This is a genomic window from Streptomyces sp. S4.7 (assembly GCF_010384365.1).
Taxonomy (GTDB): domain Bacteria; phylum Actinomycetota; class Actinomycetes; order Streptomycetales; family Streptomycetaceae; genus Streptomyces.
This window is the reverse complement of the sequence record NZ_CP048397.1, coordinates 3,434,849-3,456,527: the sequence shown is the minus strand read 5'-3', so window position 1 is coordinate 3,456,527 and position 21,679 is coordinate 3,434,849. Positions and strand designations below refer to the sequence as shown.

At 70.0% G+C, this 21,679-nt stretch carries 21 protein-coding genes; 9 read left to right on the top strand and 12 right to left on the bottom strand.

Annotated features, from left to right (window positions below):
• Positions 1–142: 142 nt before the first annotated feature.
• From SSPS47_RS15200 to SSPS47_RS15175, 6 genes are all read right to left on the bottom strand, one after another.
• Entirely contained in the window at positions 143–1,663 is a 1,521-nt protein-coding gene (locus SSPS47_RS15200; RefSeq protein ID WP_164254596.1) for a type VI secretion protein, read from the bottom strand.
• Positions 1,664–1,668: 5 nt separating this feature from the next.
• A complete protein-coding gene (locus SSPS47_RS15195; RefSeq protein WP_164251591.1) occupies positions 1,669–3,117 on the bottom strand; it encodes an ATP-binding protein in 1,449 nt (482 codons plus the stop codon).
• Positions 3,118–3,157: 40 nt separating this feature from the next.
• Positions 3,158–4,726 (bottom strand): SCO6880 family protein, encoded by a 1,569-nt coding sequence (locus tag SSPS47_RS15190; RefSeq protein WP_147876545.1) that lies wholly within the window; start codon positions 4,724–4,726, stop codon positions 3,158–3,160.
• Positions 4,723–6,081, bottom strand: coding sequence for a hypothetical protein (locus tag SSPS47_RS15185; RefSeq protein ID WP_203557850.1), 1,359 nt, complete (start codon positions 6,079–6,081; stop codon positions 4,723–4,725). Before SSPS47_RS15185 ends, SSPS47_RS15190 begins: the two co-directional genes overlap by 4 nt.
• The gene (locus tag SSPS47_RS15180) at positions 6,071–6,931 is read right to left on the bottom strand and encodes a hypothetical protein (RefSeq protein ID WP_164251590.1); all 861 of its coding nucleotides are present in this window, start codon (positions 6,929–6,931) and stop codon (positions 6,071–6,073) included. The genes SSPS47_RS15185 and SSPS47_RS15180 overlap by 11 nt, the downstream gene beginning before the upstream one ends.
• A gap of 217 nt (positions 6,932–7,148) precedes the next feature.
• The gene (locus SSPS47_RS15175; RefSeq protein ID WP_023540597.1) at positions 7,149–7,457 is read right to left on the bottom strand and encodes a membrane protein; all 309 of its coding nucleotides are present in this window, start codon (positions 7,455–7,457) and stop codon (positions 7,149–7,151) included.
• Between the two features lie 502 nt (positions 7,458–7,959).
• Between SSPS47_RS15175 and SSPS47_RS15170 the strand changes: the two genes are divergently transcribed.
• The 5 genes from SSPS47_RS15170 (at position 7,960) to SSPS47_RS15150 (ending at position 13,056) form a co-directional block, all read left to right on the top strand.
• Positions 7,960–8,391, top strand: a complete 432-nt coding sequence (locus SSPS47_RS15170) for a hypothetical protein (RefSeq protein ID WP_164251589.1) — start codon at positions 7,960–7,962, stop codon at positions 8,389–8,391.
• Positions 8,388–10,238, top strand: coding sequence for an alpha/beta hydrolase (locus tag SSPS47_RS15165; protein WP_164251588.1), 1,851 nt, complete (start codon positions 8,388–8,390; stop codon positions 10,236–10,238). Before SSPS47_RS15170 ends, SSPS47_RS15165 begins: the two co-directional genes overlap by 4 nt.
• A 254-nt stretch (positions 10,239–10,492) precedes the next feature.
• Positions 10,493–10,822, top strand: coding sequence for a hypothetical protein (locus SSPS47_RS15160; RefSeq protein ID WP_239064919.1), 330 nt, complete (start codon positions 10,493–10,495; stop codon positions 10,820–10,822).
• Between the two features lie 153 nt (positions 10,823–10,975).
• On the top strand, positions 10,976–12,004 hold the full coding sequence (locus tag SSPS47_RS15155; RefSeq protein ID WP_239064918.1) for a bifunctional lytic transglycosylase/C40 family peptidase: 1,029 nt from the start codon (positions 10,976–10,978) through the stop codon (positions 12,002–12,004).
• Between the two features lie 326 nt (positions 12,005–12,330).
• Positions 12,331–13,056, top strand: a complete 726-nt coding sequence (locus SSPS47_RS15150; RefSeq protein WP_164251587.1) for a phosphatase PAP2 family protein — start codon at positions 12,331–12,333, stop codon at positions 13,054–13,056.
• Between the two features lie 47 nt (positions 13,057–13,103).
• Here the strand turns inward: SSPS47_RS15150 and SSPS47_RS15145 are convergent, their stop codons facing one another.
• Both SSPS47_RS15145 and SSPS47_RS35405 read right to left on the bottom strand, forming a co-directional pair.
• A complete protein-coding gene (locus SSPS47_RS15145; protein ID WP_164251586.1) occupies positions 13,104–14,714 on the bottom strand; it encodes an FAD-binding oxidoreductase in 1,611 nt (536 codons plus the stop codon).
• 53 nt (positions 14,715–14,767) lie between these two features.
• Positions 14,768–14,980, bottom strand: coding sequence for a hypothetical protein (locus SSPS47_RS35405; RefSeq protein ID WP_147876550.1), 213 nt, complete (start codon positions 14,978–14,980; stop codon positions 14,768–14,770).
• Positions 14,981–15,106: 126 nt separating this feature from the next.
• Here SSPS47_RS35405 and SSPS47_RS15140 point away from each other — a divergent pair, with 126 nt between their 5' ends.
• Both SSPS47_RS15140 and SSPS47_RS34835 read left to right on the top strand, forming a co-directional pair.
• Complete coding sequence (locus SSPS47_RS15140) at positions 15,107–15,940, top strand: hypothetical protein (protein WP_164251585.1); 834 nt, start codon at positions 15,107–15,109, stop codon at positions 15,938–15,940.
• 105 nt (positions 15,941–16,045) lie between these two features.
• Positions 16,046–16,222: a hypothetical protein gene (locus SSPS47_RS34835; RefSeq protein ID WP_187280242.1), complete on the top strand. Its 177-nt coding sequence runs from the start codon at positions 16,046–16,048 to the stop codon at positions 16,220–16,222.
• Positions 16,223–16,314: 92 nt separating this feature from the next.
• Here the strand turns inward: SSPS47_RS34835 and SSPS47_RS15135 are convergent, their stop codons facing one another.
• Positions 16,315–16,704, bottom strand: coding sequence for a metal-sensitive transcriptional regulator (locus SSPS47_RS15135; protein WP_147876552.1), 390 nt, complete (start codon positions 16,702–16,704; stop codon positions 16,315–16,317).
• A 212-nt stretch (positions 16,705–16,916) separates the two neighbouring features.
• Here SSPS47_RS15135 and SSPS47_RS15130 point away from each other — a divergent pair, with 212 nt between their 5' ends.
• Together SSPS47_RS15130 and SSPS47_RS15125 are read left to right on the top strand one after the other, a co-directional pair.
• Positions 16,917–17,537: a DUF47 family protein gene (locus SSPS47_RS15130; RefSeq protein WP_052582416.1), complete on the top strand. Its 621-nt coding sequence runs from the start codon at positions 16,917–16,919 to the stop codon at positions 17,535–17,537.
• Positions 17,538–17,542: 5 nt separating this feature from the next.
• Entirely contained in the window at positions 17,543–18,541 is a 999-nt protein-coding gene (locus SSPS47_RS15125) for an inorganic phosphate transporter (protein ID WP_147876553.1), read from the top strand.
• Positions 18,542–18,765: 224 nt separating this feature from the next.
• Here the strand turns inward: SSPS47_RS15125 and pstB are convergent, their stop codons facing one another.
• The 3 genes from pstB to pstC are packed head-to-tail and all read right to left on the bottom strand — an operon-like array spanning position 18,766 to position 21,665.
• Positions 18,766–19,542, bottom strand: a complete 777-nt coding sequence (gene pstB, locus SSPS47_RS15120) for a phosphate ABC transporter ATP-binding protein PstB (protein WP_078076465.1) — start codon at positions 19,540–19,542, stop codon at positions 18,766–18,768.
• A gap of 54 nt (positions 19,543–19,596) precedes the next feature.
• Positions 19,597–20,670, bottom strand: coding sequence for a phosphate ABC transporter permease PstA (pstA, locus tag SSPS47_RS15115; protein WP_164251584.1), 1,074 nt, complete (start codon positions 20,668–20,670; stop codon positions 19,597–19,599).
• On the bottom strand, positions 20,667–21,665 hold the full coding sequence (pstC, locus tag SSPS47_RS15110) for a phosphate ABC transporter permease subunit PstC (protein WP_164251583.1): 999 nt from the start codon (positions 21,663–21,665) through the stop codon (positions 20,667–20,669). Before pstC ends, pstA begins: the two co-directional genes overlap by 4 nt.
• Between the last annotated feature and the right edge of the window lie 14 nt (positions 21,666–21,679).

Genomic DNA, 21,679 nt, shown 5'->3' with positions numbered 1-21,679 from the left:
TGTCGGCCGCCGTCAGCTGCCGTCGCCGCCGTACGGGTGAAGGGCGCGGTGTTGGCGTTCCTGAAGCTGGTCAGCGTGCCGGGAGGCGGCGGCGCGGCCTGAGTTGAACGGGGACGCCGCGGAGGTCGCCGAACCGGTCGGCTCAGGCGGGCAGTTCCTGGTGCGGCCAGCGGTCGCGGCCCTGTTCACGCGAGCGCAGCAGGACGAGGGCGGGCATCCCCTGCTCGTCGCCGCCGGCCAGCAGCTCGGGCAGCGCGGGCAGTGGCGCCACCGCCGCCACGTCGTCGAGCACCAGCGTCATTGGTGGGTCGAGCCGACCGGCGGATGACCGTGCGGCCATGCGGCGGCCGTGCTCGACCACGTTCGAGGCGAGAGCGGTCAGCAGCGGCATCGCTCCCGGGCGAGTGCGCGGATCTTCGATCGGCTCACCCACCACGTAGAGCGTTCCCCCCTCGGCACGAAAAGAATCCAACGCGAGCGAGTCGGCGCGATTGGGTGTGCACGCCTCACGGATGTGGACGGACGACAGCGAGGTCAGCGCACGTGTCGTCAACTGCTGTGCGATGTCCCGGCGTTCGGGGTGCGCCGTGAGCGCGGACTCCAGCAGCCCCGCGAGCCCGGAGGCGGCCTTGGGGTGCGTACGCAGCAGCCGTACGGCCTCGTGCGCGTTGCCGCCCTGCGCCCAGCGGTGCACCTGCTTGAACGGCCGTGAGTCCACGGCCGCCGCATGCAGCCAGCAACGCAGCAGGGTCTGTGCCGTGTCGGCCATCGCGGCGTCGAGCCGGGCCAGTGGCCGGACGGGTGCGAGCAGCGCGCCGGCACGCGCGGCGGCGGTGTCGGCGTCCTCGCAGCCGGAGGCCGGGGACCAGTGGAGACGGTCCGGGGTGTCGCAGAGATGGCCGGGGTCGTAGACGAGGACGGGCCCGAGTTTGGCGCGGGCGTCCTTGGTCTCGGCCCAGAGGGTGGGGTCGGACGTGACGACGAGCGCGGGGCCCTCGGCGTCCTGGATGGCCTGTACGGCGGCGGGGCGGCGGGTACGGGGGTCGCCGTAGCGGACGTGGGCGTAGGGGGCCGTACGGGGCGCGGGGACGGGTACGGGCGCGGCGGCGGGGGCCTGTTCGACCGCCTGCTCCACTGGAACGGGGGCCGGGGCCGGGACGTGGGCAGGCGTCGGCGCGGGGACCGGAGCCTCCCGTACATGCTCCGCCTCGGCTCCCGTATCCGCGTTCACGCCCGCGCCCGCTTCGCCGCGGCCCTGCGCCCGCTCCCGCGCACGCGCACGCGCGCGTTCCCGGAGCCGTACCGTACGCAGCGCCCGCCAGCGGACCACCACGCCCAGCACGAACACCGTCAGCACGGCCGCCACCATGAGCTCGCCGATGAACAGGCCCCAGAAAAGGCCGTATCCGGAGAGCTCGTCCGCCGGGGTGCCCGGCCAGGCGGCGGGCAGGTCGTGCGGCGCCGAGACCAACTGCCTTATCGCCGACGGCGTACGCGTGAAGGTCACCGATTCCGGCCACGAGCCGTGCGCGAAGAGCGCGGCGAGGCCTGTCGCCGTCCATACGAACAGGGTGATCCCGAGCAGGAAGCCGAGCACGCCGAGGATCAGACCGTCCGGGATCCCGCGCTGTGCGCCGGGTCCGGGCCCGCCTCCCGCCGCCATGCCGCTCACGCCACCGTGGACTCGGAGGACGCGTTCAGCCGCTGCTGTTCCATCAGGATCGCGCGCTGTTCGGCCTCCCACTCGGCGGCTCTCACGTCGTCGGGCAGCCCGCCGTTCATGGCGTCGGCGGCGTCCGAGGCGTCGGACGCCTGGCTGTTCTCCGTCATGGCGCGGTCGGTGAAGACCAGTGGGCGTTCGGCCTCGCTGACCAGGTGTTTGACCACCTGGACATTGCCGTTGACGTCCCACACCGCGATACCGGGCGTCAGGCTCGGGATGATCTCGACCGCCCAGCGCGGCAGCCCGAGCACCTGGCCGGTGGAGCGCGCCTCGTCCGCCTTCTGCGCGTAGATCGTCCGGGTCGACGCCATCTTCAGGATGGCGGCGGCCTCCTTCGCGGCGGCGCCGTCCACCACGTCGGAGAGGTGGTGGACGACCGCCACGAACGAGAGCCCCAGCCGGCGGCCGAACTTGAGGAGCCGCTGGAAGAGCTGTGCGACGAAGGGGGAGTTGATGATGTGCCAGGCCTCCTCGACCAGGAAGATGCGCTTCTTCCGGTCGGGGCGGATCCAGGTGTGCTCCAGCCACACGCCGACGATCGCCATCAGGATCGGCATCGCGATCGAGTTGCGGTCGATGTGCGAGAGGTCGAAGACGATGAGAGGTGAGTCGAGGTCGATGCCGACCGTCGTCGGGCCGTCGAACATGCCGCGCAGGTCACCGTCGACGAGCCGGTCCAGGACGAGGGCGACGTCCAGGCCCCAGGCCCGTACGTCGTCTATGTCCACGTTCATCGCCTCGGCCGACTCCGGCTCCGGGTGGCGCAGTTGCTCCACGATGTCCATCAGAACGGGCTGGCGCTCGACGATCGTGGCGTGGACGTAGGCGTGCGCGACCTTGAGGGCGAAGCCGGAGCGTTCGTCCAGGCCGTGCCCCATCGCGACCTCGATGATCGTGCGCAGCAGGGCCAGCTGCCCGGTCGTGGTGATCGCCGGGTCGAGCGGGTTGAGCTTGATGCCGCCGTCCAGGGCCGCCATCGGGTCGAGCCGGATGGGGGTGATACCCAGCTCCTGCGCGATGAGGTTCCACTCGCCTGCGCCGTCCTCGCCCTGGGCGTCGAGGACGACGACCTGTCGGTCGCGGAAGCGCAACTGCCGCAGGACGTACGTCTTCTCCAGTGCCGACTTGCCGTTGCCGGACTCGCCGAGGACCAGCCAGTGGGGCGCGGGGAGCTGCTGCCCGTACAGCTGGAAGGGGTCGTAGATGTAGCCCTTGCCGCTGTAGACCTCGCGGCCGATGATGACGCCCGAGTCGCCGAGACCGGGGGCCGCGGTCGGCAGATAGACGGCCTGTGCCTGGCCGGTGGACGTGCGGACCGGCAGCCGGGTGGTCTCCACCTTCCCGAAGAGGAAGGTGGTGAAGGCGTCCGTGAAGGCGGACATGGGATCTCGCATCACAGGCCCCTATCAGCGGCGGTCGGCTTCTGGATGACGGTCATCGGCGGATGCCGGTCGCGAACGGCAGGGTGTTCACGAACGCCCGGTGGTGCTCGCGGTCGCACCACTCCAGCTTCAGGTACGACTTGCCGGCCGACGCCCGGATCGTCCGCTTGTCCCTGGCCAGGGCTTCGGGCGAGCGGGACGACACCGTGATGTACCCGACGATGTTGACCCCGGCCGCACCGCTGGCGAGATCTTCACCCCGCTGGTCGAGCCTGCCGTGCGCGGCGATGTCGCGCGGGTCGACGGTGCGGTTCATCTTGGCGGCGCGGCTGGCGTCGGCCTCGTCGTTCGTCTTCTCCGTGAGCATCCGCTCGATGGCGACCTCGGTCGGCTCCAGGTCCATGCAGACCGCGACCGTACGGATCACGTCGGGCGTGTGGACGAGCAGCGGGGCGAGGAAGTTGACGCCGACCGGGGTCATCGGCCACTCCTTCACCCAGGCCGTGGAGTGGCACCAGGGGGCGCGGGTGGACGACTCGCGGGTCTTGGCCTGGAGGTACGTGGGCTCCACGGCGTCCAGCTCGGCGGGCCAGGCGTTTCGTTTCGTCATGGCCTGGATGTGGTCTATGGGGTGGTCCGGGTCGTACATCGAGTGCACGAGGGAGGCCAGCCGGGCCTGTCCGAGCGGCTGCCGGACACGGATGTCGGCCTCGGCGAGACGGGCGCAGATGTCGGTGAGTTCACGGGCCATGACGACGGCGAGCCCGGCGTCCTTGTCGAGCCTGCGGCGCCGGGCGCCCTTGCCGCCGGCGGCCTGGCGGGCGGCGCGGGCCATGGCGTGGCCCTCGGAGGCCAGTTCGCGGGTGTAGTGCATACAGGCCACGAGGTAGGCGCGGTGCTGCTCGCTGGAGGTCGAGACCATGGACTGGAGCTGCTCGTACGACTCCTGGAGCCAGCCCGGGGACGCGGAGTCGCCGCGCTGGGCGACGTCCTTGGCGTGCGCGTCGGGGTCGGCGGGGAGCGTACGGGCGAGCATCTGGAGGCGGGTGACGAAGCCGTCCCCGTTGGCGACGTGCTTGAGGAGCGTGCCGAAGCGGTCGACGAGGGCCTCCTGGTCCTCGCTGTCGCGCAGGCCGACGCCGGGGCCCTCGATCTCGATCGCGGCGGTGACGGTGCGGCGGTCGGCGTGGAGCAGTACGGCGATCTCGTCCGGCCCGAAGGGCGCGGCCAGCCAGTTGATCCGCCCGATACCGGGCGGCGGGCCGATCTCCACCTCACGGCCGTCGGCGGCGGTGCCGGACTCCATGGCGGCGGAGCGGTAGGTGGTGCCGTTGCGCAGGGTCCGTTTGTAACTGCGGTTGATCTCGAACCACTTGTAGACGGTGCGGTGCTTGTACGGCACGTACACCGCGGCCAGCGCGAGGAGCGGGAACCCGAGCAGCGTCACGATCCGCAGGGACAGGACGGGGACGATGAGCCCGCTCATCATGCCGAGGAACGCGCCGAAGATGATCAGCGCGATCTCGCCGGTCTCACGGTTCTTGCCGACGATCGCGTTCGGCCGCGCGCGGCCGATGAGATACGTGCGGCGGGGCGCGATCGGATGGGACTGAGTCGTCAACGCCCTCCACCTCCTGTGCTGTTGTTACCGGTTCCGCGATTGCCGAGGCTGCTGCGGCTGCTGTGGGGGGTGCCGCTGGTGGGGCTGCTGGAGCGGGGGGTGGGGGCGGGCGAGGGGACGCCGCCTCCGCCTCCTCCGCCGCCGCCCGAGGAGGGTCGGCTGCTGTGGGCGGCGACGCCGCCGGAGACCGGGTTGGACGGCCGGGCACCGCCGCCACCGCTCTCGCCGCCACCGCCCCGGCCGCTGTGGGTCTTGATGCCCTGCGAGACGACACCGGCGGGCGAACTGATCACGGCGGCGGCCCGGCCGCCGTCGGTGGACAGCTTGGCGTTGCTGCGGGCGCTCGCGATCTCGTCGCCGAAGCCGGGGACGAAGCGGTAGATCATGGCCGAGGCGAAGATCGCGAGGAGGATGATGGCGAGCCCGGAGACGACGGCCGAGAACGAGTCGGGCCCGTCGTCGGACGACGTGAGCGCGCCGGCGAGGCCGAGGACGATGACGATGACGGGCTTCACCATGATGACCGCGATCATGAGCCCGGCCCAGCGGCGTACGTGCCCCCACATGTTCTTGTCGACGAGCCCGGCGTAGACGACGACGCCGAGGAGGGCGCCGACGTAGAGCAGGATCGCCCGGATGAACAGCTCCAGATAGAGGATGCCGGCGGCGAGGATCGTCACGAGGGACACGACGATCAGCATGATCGGCCCGCCGCCGATCTCGGTGTCCTTCTTCAGCGCCTCGGAGAACGTCCCGAAGAACACATCGGTCTGCCCACTGGTCCCGCCGGCGATGACCTCGGTGACGGCGTCGGTGGCGGAGACGAGCGTGTAGAGGATGAGCGGCGTGAACGCGGAGGCGAGGACGGTCAGCCAGAGGAACCCGATGGCCTCGGAGACGGCGGTTGTCAGGGGGACGCCGCGGATGGCGCGCTTGGCGACGGCGAGGAGCCAGAGGATGAGGGTGAGGATGGTGGCGGCGGCGAAGACGACGGCGTACTGGGAGAGGAAGGCGGTGTTGGTGAAGTCGACCGTGGCGGTCTCCTTCACGGCCTTGGAGAGGGTGTCCACGGTCCACGCGGCGGCGTCGGCACAGCCACGCGCGAGGGAGGTGAGGGGGTCGAGGGCGCTGGTGGGGTCGTTGGGGGTGCTGCGGCTGCTGCTGCCGGGTTCGCCGTCTTCGCAGTAGTCCTTGGCGAGTCCGACGATGAGATCGCAGGGATTGTCACTCTCGCTGGGGCTCGGAGTGGGGGACGGTTCCGCGGACGAGCACGTGGCCGACATCATGACCAGCGCGTAGGCACTTGCCCCTGAGGCGAGGAGCGAGGACAGTCCGAAGCGGCGATTATCGCGCATAGGTGAAGCCTCCGTATCCCTCGGTAGCCTTGGCGATCTCGTCGGCGGAGGAGGCTCGGTTGTCACCGTTGACCGGTGTCGGGCCCTCGGACTGCGTCGAGGACACGATCTTCCAGTCGTCACCGACCCACTTGAGCTTCTCGGTGATGGTGAACCAGGTGGCGGTCACGGGCTTCGTGGAACCCTCGCCGGCCAATCCGACGAGACCGGTGCACCAGACCTCGGCGGTGGCCGTGTCCCCGTTCATCTCGGTCACTTTGGTACCGACGGGCATCGTCCTGGACACGAACGTCTGTCCGCTCGGTGCGCTGCCGTCGTCATTGAGGCCGACGTTCTTGAGGAAGGCCGGGGAGTAGGCCTCGTCCAGCTGGGCGAGGAGCGCGTCGACGGCAGCGGGATCGTGGGTGGCGCGGACGATCTCCTGCCGGGAGTCGGCGGTGAACATTCCGACGGAGCCGAGCGCCACCGCGTAATTCGCCGCCGCACTCTCCGCCCCCTGCTCATCCTTCGCGAACCCCGAAGGAATTCCCCCGTTCTTCCCCGTCACCGGCTTCACCCCCGACGCCGACGTCGGTTCCGAGCCCGAGGCTCTGTCGCCGCCGCCCGCTCCCGACGTGTCGTCGTCGCCGCCCCCGCGGTTCGCGAACGCGATGGCTGCGATCAGCAGCACCACCACACCCACCACCGCCACGAGCGAGCGCGAGCTGCGCTGGGGCCGGCGGCCGCCGCCGTACCCGTCGCCGCCCCCGCCGTCCGGCAGACGCGTCCGCGTCTGGCCCATCCCGCCGAAGCCGCCGTCCGTCGTGCGGCCCGGGTCGCTCCCGTGGCCGTGCTCATCGCCGAAACTCATGCCGCGTCCGCCCCCTCGACCGGTTCAACCGTGTGCACTTCCGCTTGCGGCAGCGCTTTTGGTGCCGCATAGCACGACGGTAGCCGTGCTGGTTCCCGCGCGGGCGCGGTGTGGTGACTCGACATCAGGGAGACGCAACCTCGGCGGATGGGCGCGACGGACGGATGGTGTTGGGGATGGGCCGGGCGTACCCGGCGCGGACCGGACCGGTGTGACGCTAAACAGCCATCCCGTACACAATCGTGAAGACCGTGCCGAGCGACCCGATGATGAAGACGCCGGTCAGTCCGGCGACGATCAGACCCTTGCCCTGCTCCGCGCTGAAGGTGTCCCGCAGCGCGGTCGCGCCGATGCGCTGCTTGGCGGCACCCCAGATCGCGATGGCGAGACAGAGCAGGATGGCGACGGCCATCACCACCTGGACAATGACGCGCGCCTCGGTGCCGAGGTTCCCGAAGGGTCCCCAGCTCGGAGCGATACCACCGATGATGGTGTTGATGTCGCCCTTCTCGGCTTCCACGTCCATGCAACTCACCGCCCCTGTTGGGTTGTTAGGTGCCCGCGCCCGGCGGGCACGGATCGCCTTCTATCTTCGCTGATGGAACCGCCCTCGTATGCCGACTTGGCGGGTCTCTTTACCCGATCCCCGCACGTTTGACCGATCCGACCGCCCTGACCTGCGTCATGAACCGGAGTGGGCGAGTACGCGTACGGTCACTCTGTGTATCACGCAGGGTGACTCCGGGCAATGATTGGGCGTTGTGCACTCCTGAGCCCGCCGCGGTTCTGCGTCCGTGCGCCATCCGTGCGCCGCCCGCGGCCCGGAGGCGGGCACACCGTACGGGTGAACCTGCCAGGGCCGCCGCGCTGTTGCCGGTCGCGGCCGATGCCAACGGGGGACGGGCCTCCCGCCCTCCCCCGGCCCCGCGACCGGCCTCTTCCTCTCCCCGCCGTGCGGTATCCGCCCCGTCCCGGATTGGGACAGTGCCACGCGACATCCCGGACAACAGAGGACAGGGGCGGATGGCATGGCGGGCTATTCGGGCGGTTTGCGGGCGTTGGCCGACGAGGCGGGTGCGGGGCAGGGGACTTCGGGCGCGGTGTCGGGTGAGCGGCTGAGGCACAGCGACGGACCGTGGACCCGGGCGGCGGGCGGGGCCGAGGCGATGCGTACGCAGATGGCGTACGTGAAGGCGGAGTTCGCAACGGCGCACGAGGGCGTGGCCGGCTGCGGGGAGGGGCTGAGCGCCCTCGCGGCCCTGGCCACCGTACGTACGTCCTGGGAACGGCGCATCGAGGCAGCCCGCGACGAGTGCGGGAGCCTGGCGGGCCGCCTGCGCGCGGTGGCCGGGACGCAGGGCGAGCACGACGCCGCGGTCAGGTCGGCCCTGGCGGGGGTCGACGCGGGACCTGGCGCGGCTGCCGGAGCGGTCGCGGGCGGCGCGAGCGTCGGCCGGTGAGGGGCGGCGGGCTGACCTGGGCGCAGTTACGGGACGTCAGATGCGCCGAGCTGGAGGGCGCGGCGGACGGCTGGGGCAAGGCGAGCAACCGCGCGGACGCGTCCCGCGACCGCATCGACAAGCAGCTCCTCACGGGTCTGACCGAGACCCAGGAGGGCGAGGCGGCGCGGGCGGCGGCCGGGCGGCTGAGGGAGCTGGGACGGAACTTCCAGTACATCTACTCGGAGTGCGGGCTGGTCCGTACGACGCTGAACAGCCTCGCCCAGGACCTGCGCGGCTCGCAGCGGAATCTCCGGGAGGCGCTGGACGAGGCGGCGGGCCTGAGGCTCACGGTGCGGACCGACGGGTCGGTGAGCTACCCCGACGCCGGGGAGGACCCGCTCACGAAGGAGACGCTGCGGGGAGGTACGGCCGCCGGCCGCGCGTACCCGCTCACCGCCCTGCCGTCGGGGTTCACGAGCCCGAACCCCCTCGCGGCGAAGGCGCAGGACATCGCGGACCGGATCGCCCGCGCGCTGAGCGACGCGGCGGAGATCGACGCGCGGTACACGCGGACACTGCGGAAGCTGATCGCCCAGGACGGCCTCACCGTCACGGACGCGATGTGGACGGACGCGAGCGCCGACGCGACGGCGGTACGCGCGCTCACGGCGGACTACCTCAGGGCGGCGATCCCCCTCGACGCGACGGCCGGGGAACGCCTGGCCTGGTGGCAGGGCCTGACGGAGGAACGGAGGGAGGAGTACCTGGCGGTCCACCCGGACACGATCGGCAACCTGGACGGCATCCCGGCCGCCGTACGCGACGCGGCGAACCGCGACAACTTGGTGCTGTTGATGGGCAAGTTGGCGGGCGCGGACGACGACGGGTCGCGGACGATGCTGGCGGGGCTGAGATCCATCGACGAGCAGTTGAGGGCCGGCGGGCATCCGCCGATGTTCCTGCTGGGGATCGGGGACGAGGGGAACGGGCGGGCCATCGTGTCGTACGGGAATCCGGATACGGCGAGAAATGTGTCGGCGTATGTGCCGGGGCTGGGGACGGGACTTGACGAGGATTTCGCGGAGAACGACCTGAAGCGGGCGAGGGACACATTGGTGGGTGCGGCCGAGTACGACTCGTCGACGGCGTCGATCGTGTGGCTGGGTTATGACGCGCCGCAGCTCTCGGTGGACGACATCACGGGGAATACGGACGTGATGTTCACGGACAACGCGGAGGCGGGTGCGTCGGCGTACGGCGAATTCATGTCGGGGATCGCGGCCACGAACCACCACGAGAACCCCCACCTGACGGCAGTCGGCCACTCGTACGGCTCCCTCACGGTGGGCCAGGCCGCCCAGCGGGACGGGGGTATTCCGGGAGTGGACGACATCGTGCTGGTGGGCAGCCCCGGGACGGGCGCGGATTCCGCGGCCGATCTGGGAGTGGGGAGAGGACACGTGTACGTGGGCGCGGCGGAGAACGACCCGGTGACGCGAATGCCCGCGAAGGGCGAGGCCCAGGGCATGGGGATGGGCGCGCTGGGAGGCGCCTCGGTGGGAGCGGCACTGGGAGGCCCGGTGGGCGCGGCGGTCGGCGGGGCGGGCGGGGCGGCGGTGGCGTACTTCGCACAGGACGCGCAGACGGAGAAGAGCGAGATCTGGTTCGGCACGGATCCGGCGCACGAGGATTTCGGAGCGAGGAGGTTCAGGGTGGAGGACGGGCCGAGGCCGGTTCTGGATATGGGCGGGGTGACGGCTCACTCCAACTATTTCGATCCGGACAAGGACGAAGAGTCCGCCGACAACATCGCGCTGATCGTTACCGGACAAGGTCGCCTGGTCACTGGTCAGGAGCATCGGTGAGGAATCTTCGATTTGCGGGCATCCTGCTTCTGATCTGCTTGGCGGCCCGATGTGCGATGCCAGGCGGCGGTGGAAGCGAAGAAAGAAAGGCGTTGGGCGTGGATATGCAAGAGGCTGCCGTCCAGGCTGACTCCATCATGCTGATGACTCTGAATGGGGTCAGGCCGGAACTGCGGTGGAACCACGGACCTTCGATCGACAGTCGTTGCAGCGATGTGCCCGGTACCGGTTCCGTGAAGCGCCGGATCGCGGTCATGACCGTAGTTTCGAAGGAGCGGCGCGGGAGCCTGCTCGGCGTTGTGGAGCGCAACTGGAAAGGCCGCGGCTATGAGGTCACGAGTGTGCGGGCGAGTGAAGAGTTGCCCGCCATGTACGCGTCGACGCCTGAGGGCTTCCGCATGAGGGTCGCCGTCGCCGGCGAAGGCCAGTTCTTCTTCTCCATCACCACCCCCTGCTTCGCGGAGTCGGACGTCGCCGATCCCAAGACCCCGCCGAACACACCGCACCGCGAAGGCGGTTACCCCCAGCGTCCCGACATCCACGACGACTTCTGGTCCGCCCCCTCACCCCCACCCCGTACCTGAGTCGCCGTCAGGTCCGTAGGGCCCGGCCGTCGTCCCTGTGGGACAGTCGTTCCAGGGGAGTCGCCGTGACGCGTGCTGTCGTGTCCGGATAGCACCGACACGACAGGCGGGAAAATGGCGGTGAACGTGTCCCGGATGGGGGAGGGTTGAGGGGTGCGTAAATTCTGGGTGGCCGGCGGGATCGGGCTCGGGCTGAGCCTGGGTTTCATCGCGCTGCTCGTCGTGGGTACGTACTCCGCCGCCGCCGGGCTCGCCGGTGGTGCGGGTGGTGGCGGGGCGGTCGCGCTGGCCAAGGGCGCGGTTCCGGCCAAGTACCAGCGGCTGGTGCAGGAGTGGGGCAATCTCTGCCCCGCGATCAATCCCGCGCTGCTCGCCGCGCAGTTGTACCAGGAGAGCGGTTGGGACCCCGACGTCGTGAGCCCGGCGCAGGCGCAGGGCATCGCGCAGTTCATCCCGGGGACCTGGGCGGCGCACGGTGTGGACGGGGACAAGGACGGCGACCGCGACGTCTGGGACCCGGAGGACGCGATCCCTTCGGCGGCCACGTACGACTGCAAACTCGCGGGCTACGTCGACGATGTGCCGGGCGATCAGACGAAGAACATGCTCGCGGCGTACAACGCGGGCGCGTACGCGGTCATCAAGTACGGGGGCGTCCCCCCGTACGCCGAGACGCAGAACTACGTGAAGGTCATCACGACCCTCCAGCAGAGCTTCGCCCGCCCCGTCGGCCGCGTCGAGCCCTCCCGGCAGGCCGCCAGTGCCATCTACTACGCGCAGCAGAAGCTCGGTACGAAGTATCTGTGGGGCGGCAACGGGACCCCCGAGCAGCAGGGGCGGTTCGACTGTTCCGGGCTGACGCAGGCCGCCTACCGGTCCGTGGGGATCGAGTTGCCGCGAGTCGCCAACGATCAGTACAACGCCGGCGAGCATCCCTCGCGCGACGAGTTGAACCCCGGTGACCTGGTGTTCTTCTCCGACGACCTCACCAACTCGCGGGCCATCCGGCACGTCGGGCTCTATGTCGGTGGCGGGTACATGATCAACGCTCCCTACACCGGGGCCGTGATCCGGTTCGACAAAATCGATACGCCCGACTACTTCGGTGCGACGCGGGTCACCGAAGACGGCGCGAAATCGCTGCCGACCGATCTGCCCAGCGAGCGGAACTCCGGCGGGTGAAGAGGCTGACGGGGCGTCGGTCCGACGGAGTGTGAGGGTGGCGAAGGGTTGACGTCCGGAAGGGTGGAGTCCGGTCCCCGCGAGGGCCCGCGTGGCCGGAATTATCCGTTCGTTCACCCCTCTGAGCTGGGACGATGTGTCACTCTTCGATAACGTCCTGGAGATCGTCCGGTGAAGACTGGAACCTGGAGGGGTATCAGGCCGTTCCCTGGACTGGGGCTGTGGCGTTGATCGCGCAGCACTGACCGCATGCACCACGGGGGTTGGTGGAAGCGACACGCCCGGAGGCGTGTCGTGGTGGGCGACAAGGCAAGGGGCCGCAGCACATGGCTGGACTCGCGATCGATGGGTCGAACCCCGACGTCAGCCTGCTCTACGACATCAACGGGCTGACGAAGTCGTCCCCCGGCTGGTTCGACCGCGGCATGGAGTTCGTCGGCGAGTACGGGATCATGTTCGCCCTCGTCCTCGTCGCGCTCTGCTGCTGGTGGAGCGTGCGCAGGCGCGGGTCGGCCGAGGATTCGGTGGCCGCGGTCGCCGGGCTGCTCTGGGCGCCGCTCGCCGCCGGAGTCGCGCTGCTGATCAACATCCCGATCCGTGAGTTCGTCGGCCGCGAGCGTCCCTTCGTCGACCACCGGGGGCTCGACGTCCTGGTCGCCGGCAAGACCGACTTCTCCTTCGTGAGCGACCACGCGACGTTGGCGATGGCCCTCGGCGCGGGCATCTTCGTCGCGCACCGCGGGTTCGGGCTCGCCGCGATCGGGCTCGCGCTGGTCGAGGGCTTCTCCCGCGTCTATCTGGGTGTGCACTACCCGACCGATGTGATCGGCGGCTTCGCCCTCGGTACGGCGGTGGTGCTGCTCCTCGCGCCGCTCGCCATGGCGCTGCTCACCCCGTTGGTGTCGGCGGTCTGCCGTTCGGGACGGGTGGGGCTGCTCGTACGGTCGCGTGCCGCGCGGAAGGCGGACCGGGCCGGGGCCGCCGAGGCGCCGGGGACCCGGCCGCTCGGCATCCCCGAGCAGCGGCCCGACGACAACAACCTCGCGGCGTAGGCGGGCGGGGCGGGCAGCCCCGGCCCCGCGACGGGCCGCGCGCGGCCCTACAGCGCCTGTGGGAAGTCGAACATCCGCTGCGGGTCGTAGCGCGCCTTCAGGGCCTTCAGCCGTCCCGCCGCCGGGCCGTAGTACGCCGTGCGCCAGTCCGACAGCGCGGGGTCGGTGTAGTTCTGGTACGCCGCCCCGGACGCGTGCCTCCGCAGCCCGCCCCGGCTGTTCCTCAGCCATGCCCGCTGCTCCGTGCCGGGCGTGCCGGGGCGCCACGACGCCACGTACTGCGCGAGCATCCGGGAGCCGCGGTGCACGAAGGCCGTCGCGAGCGGGTCCACGCGGTTGATCGCGCCGCCGAGCGCGGTGAGCGTGATCGTGCCCGATCCCGCGCCGTCGGCCACCGTGATCCGGCTGAAGTCCTCCACGGCGGACAGCAGGGTGCCGATGCCCGCCGACGGCAGTGACCGGTCGAAGAAGTCCGAGGCCGCGGCGTACGTCTCGCGCTGGAGCGCGCCGTTCTTCCCGCGGCCCGGTGTCGTGCCGGGCAGCCGGCACCGGTCGTCGCTCAGTCCGGCGCAGCCGGCGTACGCGAGCATCGCCTCCTGGTAGCCGCCAGGGCGCAGCGAGACGAGGCTCGCCGAGGCGCCCACGCGGTCGGCGAGCCTGTCGACGGCGTTCTTGAGGTCGCCCTCGGTGCCGAGTGTGAACGCGGAGATCGAGACCGTCGGGTCGGCGCCGCCGCCCGCGCCGACCGCGGCGTGGAACGAGGACCAGATCTCGTCCGGCTGGTCGGGGCCCCACTCCTGCCAGGCCGCGAGCAGGGAGCGGGCCCTGGACCACGGCCAGTTGAGGTTCGCGGCGACGCCGGTCGAGGCGGGGTGGGTACGGAAGCGGAGCCCGGTGACGACGCCGAAGTTGCCGTTGCCCGCTCCCCGCAGGGCCCAGAAGAGGTCCTTGTTCCTCTCTGCGTCCGCGGTGAGCACCTTGCCGTCGGCCGTGACGACGGTCGCCGAGGTGAGGCTGTCGCAGGTCAGACCGTACGCGCGGGAGACGACCCCGTGACCCCCGCCGAGGGTGAGTCCGGAGATGCCGACGGTGGCGCAGGAACCGCCGGGGATCGTACGGCCCTTCGGGGAGAGCGCGCCGTAGACGTCGACGAGCTTGGCGCCCGCGCCGATCACACCGTCCGAGGCGGCGTCGCCGACTCCGTCGAGCGAGGAGACGTCGATGACGAGGCGGCCGTTGCCGCTGGACCAGCCCGCGTAGCAATGGCCGCCGTTGCGGATCGAGACGGGGGTGCCGTGCCTCCTGGCGAAGGCCAGGCATTCCCTGATGTCGTCCTCGCCCGCGACGTACGCGACGGCCGCCGGTTTCAGATCGTCGAAGCGCGTGTTGTAGAGCTGGCGGGCGGTCGCGTAGTCGCCGTCCCCGGGCCGTATGAGCCGGCCGTCCAGCCCTTCGGCGAGCGCGCCCCAGTCCGCCGGCCCGGGGGCAGGGGCGGACGGGGCGGACGGGGCGGCGGACGGGCTGTCACGCGAGGGGCTCGCGGGGGAGTCCGGGGACCCGTTCCCCTTTCCGTCGCCACCGCCGTCGCCCGTGCACGCGCTCACCGCGCCCACCGTGCCCACGGCCAGCGCGCCGGTCAGCAGTGTGCGCCGCTCCATCGGATCCCCCGCCCTCTCCCGCGTCGGCGACGTCGGGGTGACGTCGGTGAACGTCAGTCTGCCGCCTGATGGGACGCGGCGTCCGTCCTCGCCCGGTCGCGGGAACGTCTGGCTGGTCCCGACCAGCCGCAGGTGCAGCGGGCCAGCGAGAACGAGCCACGCTCGACGGTCGACGCGAGGTGAGGGACGGGAGAGACGGGGGGAGCGAGCGAGTCGCGGGGGTCGTGGGGGGCGGTGGGCGGGTCCGAGGTCTCTTGGTCGCGCACCTTCCCACCGTACTCGCGCGTTCGCCCACCGGTAGGGGTGGCGCGTGACGACGCGCGCGAGACGTCGTTATGGGGGCAGGGCGGGCTCTCGGACAAGCAACGGCTGGGCGTTGGGGTTGGCAGGCGATGGTGGTGCGGCAACACAGGCGCAGGGGCGTGGCGATGGTCGCCGCCGCCGTGACGGCGGCGGGGGTCGTGGCCACGAGCACCGGTTGTTCCGGAAGCGAGGGAGCCATGGCCGACGACCGGCCCCTAGGTGATCCGGCGGCGGTGCGCGGGGCCGCGGACGTACTGGCCGAGGCGGGCAGCTCCAAGGCGCGGACCTCGCTGGTGATGGCGACCGGCGGGACGCGCGTCACCATCAGGGGCGAAGGCGGTTACGACTTCCGGAAGCGGATGGGGCGGCTCTCGGTCGTACTGCCGAAGGACCCGGCCGGCGCGGACGAACACCGGCCGATCGCGGAGCTGCTGGCGCCCTCGACCCTGTACATGAAGAACCGGGGCGCCGGGGTGCCCGAGGACAAGTGGGTCATGCTCGACTCGACCACCCTCGCGGACGGCAATCTGGTCACCGGCGGGGCGACCGATCCGCTGACCGCCGCCGAACTGCTGCGCGCGGCGAAGGACGTGGTCCACGTCGGAGAGCAGGAGCTGGCCGGCGTGCGCGTCTCGCACTACCGGGGTGTCACCGACATCGGGCGGGCGGCGAAGCAGGCGGCGCCGTACGCGCGCGAGGCGCTGGCCGCGGCGGCGCGGGGGTTCGCGGACGACGTCGTGCCGTTCGATGCCTATCTGGACGAGGAGGGGCGGCTCCGCAAGGTCCGGCACCAGTTCAGCTACCCGAATCAAGGCCGTACGGTGGCCGTCGCCTCGACCACGCTGCTGTACGAGTTCGGGGTCGCCGTCGGGGTACGGCTCCCCCCGAAGGACCAGATCTTCACCGGGAAGATCAAGGTGTAAATGGTCCGGACGTGCCATGCGCGCCACGTCTCACCCTCCATACCCTAGGAAGTCGGCAGTCGACACCGCCAGGAAGACGACACCGGCAGGAAGAGGTGAACGCACGTGGCTCTGTTGCGCACGCCGACCGTCCAGGACCACGTGGCCCTCGCCGAGATCGAACTCTGCGGAGAGCTGATGATCGCGGCGTCGGCCGCGGACGGTGAACGGCTCAGCCCGGACCGGATCGACGAAGTGCTGAAGGTGGGCGTGGAGCGCGGCGAGAGATCGTCCTGCCGCTGAGCTTGAGCTTGAGTGCCGGCGTGCGCACTGGGCCGGGTGGCGCGGGCCGTGGCCCGCCCGTCGGCCGGACCGCCCGGCGCCCCGCCCGCCCGTCAGGTACGCAGCAGGCGCGCGATCGCCTTCGTTGCTTCCTGCACCTTGTCGTCGATCTCGTCGCCGCCCTTGACCGCCGCGTCCGCGACGCAGTGCCGCAGATGCTCCTCCAGCAGTTGGAGCGCGAAGGACTGGAGCGCCTTCGTGGAGGCCGAGACCTGCGTGAGTATGTCGATGCAGTAGACGTCCTCGTCGACGAGCCGCTGGAGTCCGCGGATCTGGCCCTCGATCCGGCGCAGCCGCTTGAGGTGCTCGTCCTTCTGCTTGTGGTAGCCGTGCACACCGCGGTCGTGATCGGTGACGATCTCGTCGCCGACGGTGGTGGCCGCCGTGGCCGGGCCGGAGGTGGCGTCGCCGGTCGCCGCGCCGGCCGCCTCGGTGGTCGTCATGGCGTCCTCCTGGTGGGGGTGTTCGTGATGGATGTCCGAAAGGGTAGTAAATACCCCAGGTAGGTATATGGTACCCAGTCGCGCGCGTACGGGCAGGGGCACGTCATGATCGTCGTGTCCCATGCAGCACACTGATGGACGCCGGTTAGCCGTGGCCGGATGATGCGCTTAGCATCAGCCTGACCGAACCCGATGTAAACCGAGGATCCCCCGTGCGCTTTCGTCTGACCCCCAGGGAGACGAGCTTCTACGACATGTTCGCCGCGTCAGCGGACAACATCGTCACGGGCTCCAAGCTCCTCATGGAACTGCTCGGAGCGGATTCCTCCGCGAGAGCCGAGATCGCGGAACGGATGCGCGCGGCGGAGCACGCGGGGGACGATGCCACGCACGCCATCTTCCACCAGCTGAACTCCTCGTTCATCACACCGTTCGACCGCGAGGACATCTACAACCTCGCCTCGTCCCTCGACGACATCATGGACTTCATGGAGGAGGCCGTCGACCTGGTCGTCCTCTACCAGGTCGAGGAGCTGCCCAAGGGCGTCGAGCAGCAGATCGAGGTGCTGGCCCGGGCGGCGGAGCTGACCGCCGAGGCGATGCCGCACCTGCGCACGATGGACAACCTCACCGAGTACTGGATCGAGGTCAACCGCCTGGAGAACCAGGCCGACCAGATCCACCGCAAGCTGCTCGCCCAGCTCTTCAACGGTAAGTACGACGCCATGGAAGTCCTGAAGCTCAAGCAGATCGTGGACGTGCTCGAGGAGGCCGCCGACGCGTTCGAGCACGTCGCGAACACGGTGGAGACGATCGCGGTCAAGGAGTCCTGAACCACGTGGACACCTTTGCCCTGATCGTGACCATCGGAGTCGCGCTCGGCTTCACGTACACCAACGGCTTCCACGACTCCGCGAACGCCATCGCGACATCGGTGTCAACGCGGGCGCTGACGCCGCGCGCCGCGCTGGCGATGGCCGCGGTGATGAATCTCGCAGGGGCGTTTCTCGGCCAAGGGGTCGCCAAGACCGTCAGCGAAGGGCTGATCGCCACGCCGCACGGGCAGCGAGGGATGGGGATCCTCTTCGCCGCGCTCGTCGGGGCGATCGTCTGGAACCTGGTCACCTGGTACTACGGCCTGCCGTCCTCCTCGTCGCACGCGCTCTTCGGCGGCATGGTGGGCGCGGCGCTCGCCGGCGGGACCGAGGTGATCTGGACCGGGGTGCTGGAGAAGATCGTCATCCCGATGTTCCTGTCGCCGATCGTCGGCCTGGTCATCGGCTATCTGGTGATGGTCGGCATCATGTGGATGTTCCGGCACTCCAACCCGCACAAGGCCAAGCGCGGATTCCGGATAGCGCAGACGGTCTCGGCGGCCGGCATGGCGCTCGGGCACGGACTCCAGGACGCGCAGAAGACGATGGGCATCGTGGTGATGGCGCTGGTCATCGCCGATGTCGAGGGTCAGGGCGACGAGATCCCGATCTGGGTGAAGATCGCCTGCGCGGTGATGCTCTCGCTCGGTACGTACGCGGGCGGCTGGCGCATCATGCGGACGCTGGGCCGCAAGATCATCGAGCTGGATCCGCCGCAGGGGTTCGCGGCGGAGACGACGGGCGCGTCGATCATGTTCGGCTCGGCGTTCATCTTCCACGCGCCGATCTCGACGACACACGTCATCACCTCGGCGATCATGGGCGTCGGCGCGACGAAGCGGGTGAACGCGGTGCGGTGGGGTGTGGCGAAGAACATCATCCTGGGCTGGTTCATCACGATGCCGGCGGCGGCGCTCGTCGCGGCGGTCAGCTTCTGGATTGTGAATCTGGCCTTCGGCTGAGGCCGGGGCCGGTGGGGCCCGGTTTTTCGGCCGGGGGTCCGGGGGTTGTCCCCCGGGGCGGCACAGTTGGATTGTGAATCTGGCCTTCGGCTGAGCCCGACCCGCCGGACACCTAGGACACCAAGGACACAAGAGTGGGCCCGCCCCCTGGGAGAGGGGGCGGGCCCTTCGCCTTGCGGTGGCACCGCCATGCAGCACCGCAGGACGGCTTGGGGCGCCGAGGCCTATCCGAAGCGGCCGGAGATGTAGTCCTCGGTCGCCTGTACGGACGGGTTGGCGAAGATCCGCTCCGTCTCGTCTATTTCGATGAGCTTGCCGGGCTGGCCCACGGCCGACAGGTTGAAGAAGGCCGTACGGTCGGAGACCCGCGCCGCCTGCTGCATGTTGTGCGTCACGATGACGATCGTGAAGCGCTCCTTGAGCTGGCCGATCAGGTCCTCGATCGCGAGCGTGGAAATCGGGTCGAGCGCCGAGCACGGCTCGTCCATCAGCAGGACGTCAGGCTGCACCGCGATCGCGCGGGCGATGCACAGTCGCTGCTGCTGGCCGCCGGAGAGGCCGGAACCGGGCTTGTTGAGGCGGTCCTTGACCTCGTTCCAGAGGTTGGCGCCCTTGAGGGACTTCTCGACGACGTCCGCCAGCTCGTTCTTGCGGTACTTGCCGTTGAGCCGCAGGCCGGCCGCGACGTTGTCGAAGATCGACATGGTCGGGAACGGGTTGGGCCGCTGGAAGACCATGCCGACCGTGCGGCGCACCGCGACCGGGTCGACATTGGCGCCGTACAGGTTCTCGTCGTCCAGCAGGACCTTGCCCTCGACGCGGCCACCGGGCGTGACCTCGTGCATACGGTTGAGGGTGCGGAGGAACGTGGACTTGCCGCAGCCGGACGGGCCGATGAAGGCCGTCACGGAGCGGGGCTCGACGGTCATGGAGATGTCGTCGATCGCCCGGTGGTTGCCGTAGTACGCGGTCAGGCCGCTGACGTCGATTCGCTTGGCCATCTTCAATCACTGCTTTCTGCGTGACCCCGCTCGGCGGAGCCGGATTTCGGGGCCTCAGCGGCCGGTCTTGGGGGCCTTCCAGCGGGCGATGCCGCGCGCCACCAGGTTGAGGAGCATGACGAAGACGATCAGGACGAGTGCCGCGCCCCAGGCGCGCTCGACCGAGGCGCTGGTGCCGACCGCGTACTGCTCGTACACGTACAGCGGCAGTGACGACTGGGCGCCTTCGAACGGGTTCGGGTTGATGAGCTTCGTACCGAAGACGAGCAGCAGCACGGGCGCGGTCTCACCGGTGATGCGCGCGATCGCGAGCATCACGCCGGTGGTGATGCCGCCGATCGCGGTCGGCAGGACCACCTTGAGGATCGTGCGCCACTGGGGCACGCCCAGCGCCAGCGATGCCTCGCGCAGTTCGTTCGGGACGAGCTTCAGCATCTCCTCGGTGGAGCGGACGATCACCGGCATCATCAGGATCGAGAGCGCCAGGGCGCCGGCGAATCCGGACGGGCCGAAGCCGAGCATCAGGTTCCACGTCGCCAGGATGAAAAGACCGGCGACGATCGACGGGATGCCGGTCATCACGTCCACGAAGAAGGTGACGGCGCGGGCGAGCTTCCCGCGCCCGTACTCGACGAGGTAGACGGCGGTCAGCAGACCGATCGGGGTGGCGATCACGGCGGCGATGGCGACCTGCTCGATGGTGCCGAGCAGCGCGTGGTAGATGCCGCCGCCCTCGTCCGTGTCGAGGAGTCCGCTCATCGAGTGGCTCAGGAAGTACCCGTCGACGACCGACGCGCCCTTGCTGACGGTGGTCCAGGCCAGCGAGAGCAGCGGGATGACGGCCAGGACGAAGCAGACCCAGACGAGGCTGGTCGCGACCTGGTTCTTGCCCTGGCGGCTGCCTTCGACCTTGGCGGTGATCAGATACGTACCGCCGATGAAGATCAGCGCGGCGAGCAGGGCCCACTGGGCCTTGCTCTCCAGTCCCGCCGTCTCGCCGATCAGCCAGCCCAGCGCCAGGGAGCCGGCGGCGATGGCCGCGGGGGCCCAGCGCGGCATGCGCGCGTGCGAGAGCGAGCCCCGGGGCTCGGCGACCGCGGGCCGCTCGTCCTGCAGCGTGTGGCTCATGCGTTGGCCCCCGAGTACTCCTTGCGGCGGGCGATGATCGCGCGGGCCGCGCCGTTGACCAGCAGTGTGATGACGAAGAGGACCAGGCCGGAGGCGATCAGGGCGTCGCGGCCGAAGCCGTCGGCCTCGTTGAACTTCGCGGCGATGTTCTGCGCGAAGGTGCCGCCGCCCGCGTCGAGCAGATGGCCCGAGAAGAGGAAGCTCGGCGACAGGACGACGGCGACGGCCATCGTCTCGCCCAGCGCGCGTCCGAGGCCGAGCATCGAGGCGCTGATGATGCCGGAGCGGCCGAACGGCAGGACCGACATCCGGATGACTTCCCAGCGCGTGGCACCGAGGGCCAGTGCGGCCTCTTCGTGCATCTTCGGCGACTGGAGGAAGACCTCGCGGATGACGTTGGTGATGATGGGGAGGATCATGATCGCCAGCAGGATGCCCACGGTGAACAGGTTGCGGGCGACTCCTTCGTTCGTCTTCTCGAAGATGTACGTCCAGGCGAAGTACTCGTTCAGCCACTTGTTGAGGCCGTCGAGGTACGGGACGAGGAAGACGGCGCCCCACAGGCCGTAGATGATGCTCGGTACGGCTGCCAGCAGGTCGACCAGGTAGGCGATCGGGGCGGCGAGCCTGCGGGGCGCGAAGTGCGAGATGAAGAGCGCGATGCCGATGGCGACCGGGACGGCTATCACCATGGCGATGATCGAGCTGACCACGGTGCCGAAGGCGAGTACGGCGATACCGAAGGACCGCGGGTCGCCCTGCGGGTTCCACTCGAAGGTCGTGAGGAAGTTCGTCTCGTCCTTGGAGATCGCGAGCATCGCGCGATAGGTGAGGAACGCGGCGATCGCGGCCATGATGACCAGCAATGTGATGCCGGAACCCCGGGACAGGCCCAGGAAGATCCGGTCGCCGGGCTGCTTCTTCCCCTTGGGCGCGCCCTGGTCCTCGAGCGGTGGGGGTGGAGGGGCGTTCGTGGTTGCGCTTGCTGTATCCATCGTTTCTCCGGTCT

Excerpts from the sequence above, each read along its gene's own strand:
- SSPS47_RS15200 (WP_164254596.1), bottom strand. The coding sequence starts at position 1,663 with ATGGCGGCGGGAGGCGGGCCCGGACCCGGCGCACAGCGCGGGATCCCG.
- SSPS47_RS15195 (WP_164251591.1), bottom strand. The coding sequence starts at position 3,117 with ATGCGAGATCCCATGTCCGCCTTCACGGACGCCTTCACCACCTTCCTC.
- SSPS47_RS15185 (WP_203557850.1), bottom strand. The coding sequence starts at position 6,081 with ATGCGCGATAATCGCCGCTTCGGACTGTCCTCGCTCCTCGCCTCAGGG.
- SSPS47_RS15180 (WP_164251590.1), bottom strand. The coding sequence starts at position 6,931 with ATGAGTTTCGGCGATGAGCACGGCCACGGGAGCGACCCGGGCCGCACG.
- SSPS47_RS15175 (WP_023540597.1), bottom strand. The coding sequence starts at position 7,457 with ATGGACGTGGAAGCCGAGAAGGGCGACATCAACACCATCATCGGTGGT.
- SSPS47_RS15170 (WP_164251589.1), top strand. The coding sequence starts at position 7,960 with ATGGCGGGCTATTCGGGCGGTTTGCGGGCGTTGGCCGACGAGGCGGGT.
- SSPS47_RS15160 (WP_239064919.1), top strand. The coding sequence starts at position 10,493 with ATGACCGTAGTTTCGAAGGAGCGGCGCGGGAGCCTGCTCGGCGTTGTG.
- SSPS47_RS15150 (WP_164251587.1), top strand. The coding sequence starts at position 12,331 with ATGGCTGGACTCGCGATCGATGGGTCGAACCCCGACGTCAGCCTGCTC.
- SSPS47_RS15145 (WP_164251586.1), bottom strand. The coding sequence starts at position 14,714 with ATGGAGCGGCGCACACTGCTGACCGGCGCGCTGGCCGTGGGCACGGTG.
- SSPS47_RS15140 (WP_164251585.1), top strand. The coding sequence starts at position 15,107 with ATGGTGGTGCGGCAACACAGGCGCAGGGGCGTGGCGATGGTCGCCGCC.
- SSPS47_RS15135 (WP_147876552.1), bottom strand. The coding sequence starts at position 16,704 with ATGACGACCACCGAGGCGGCCGGCGCGGCGACCGGCGACGCCACCTCC.
- pstB (WP_078076465.1), bottom strand. The coding sequence starts at position 19,542 with ATGGCCAAGCGAATCGACGTCAGCGGCCTGACCGCGTACTACGGCAAC.
- pstA (WP_164251584.1), bottom strand. The coding sequence starts at position 20,670 with ATGAGCCACACGCTGCAGGACGAGCGGCCCGCGGTCGCCGAGCCCCGG.
- pstC (WP_164251583.1), bottom strand. The coding sequence starts at position 21,665 with ATGGATACAGCAAGCGCAACCACGAACGCCCCTCCACCCCCACCGCTC.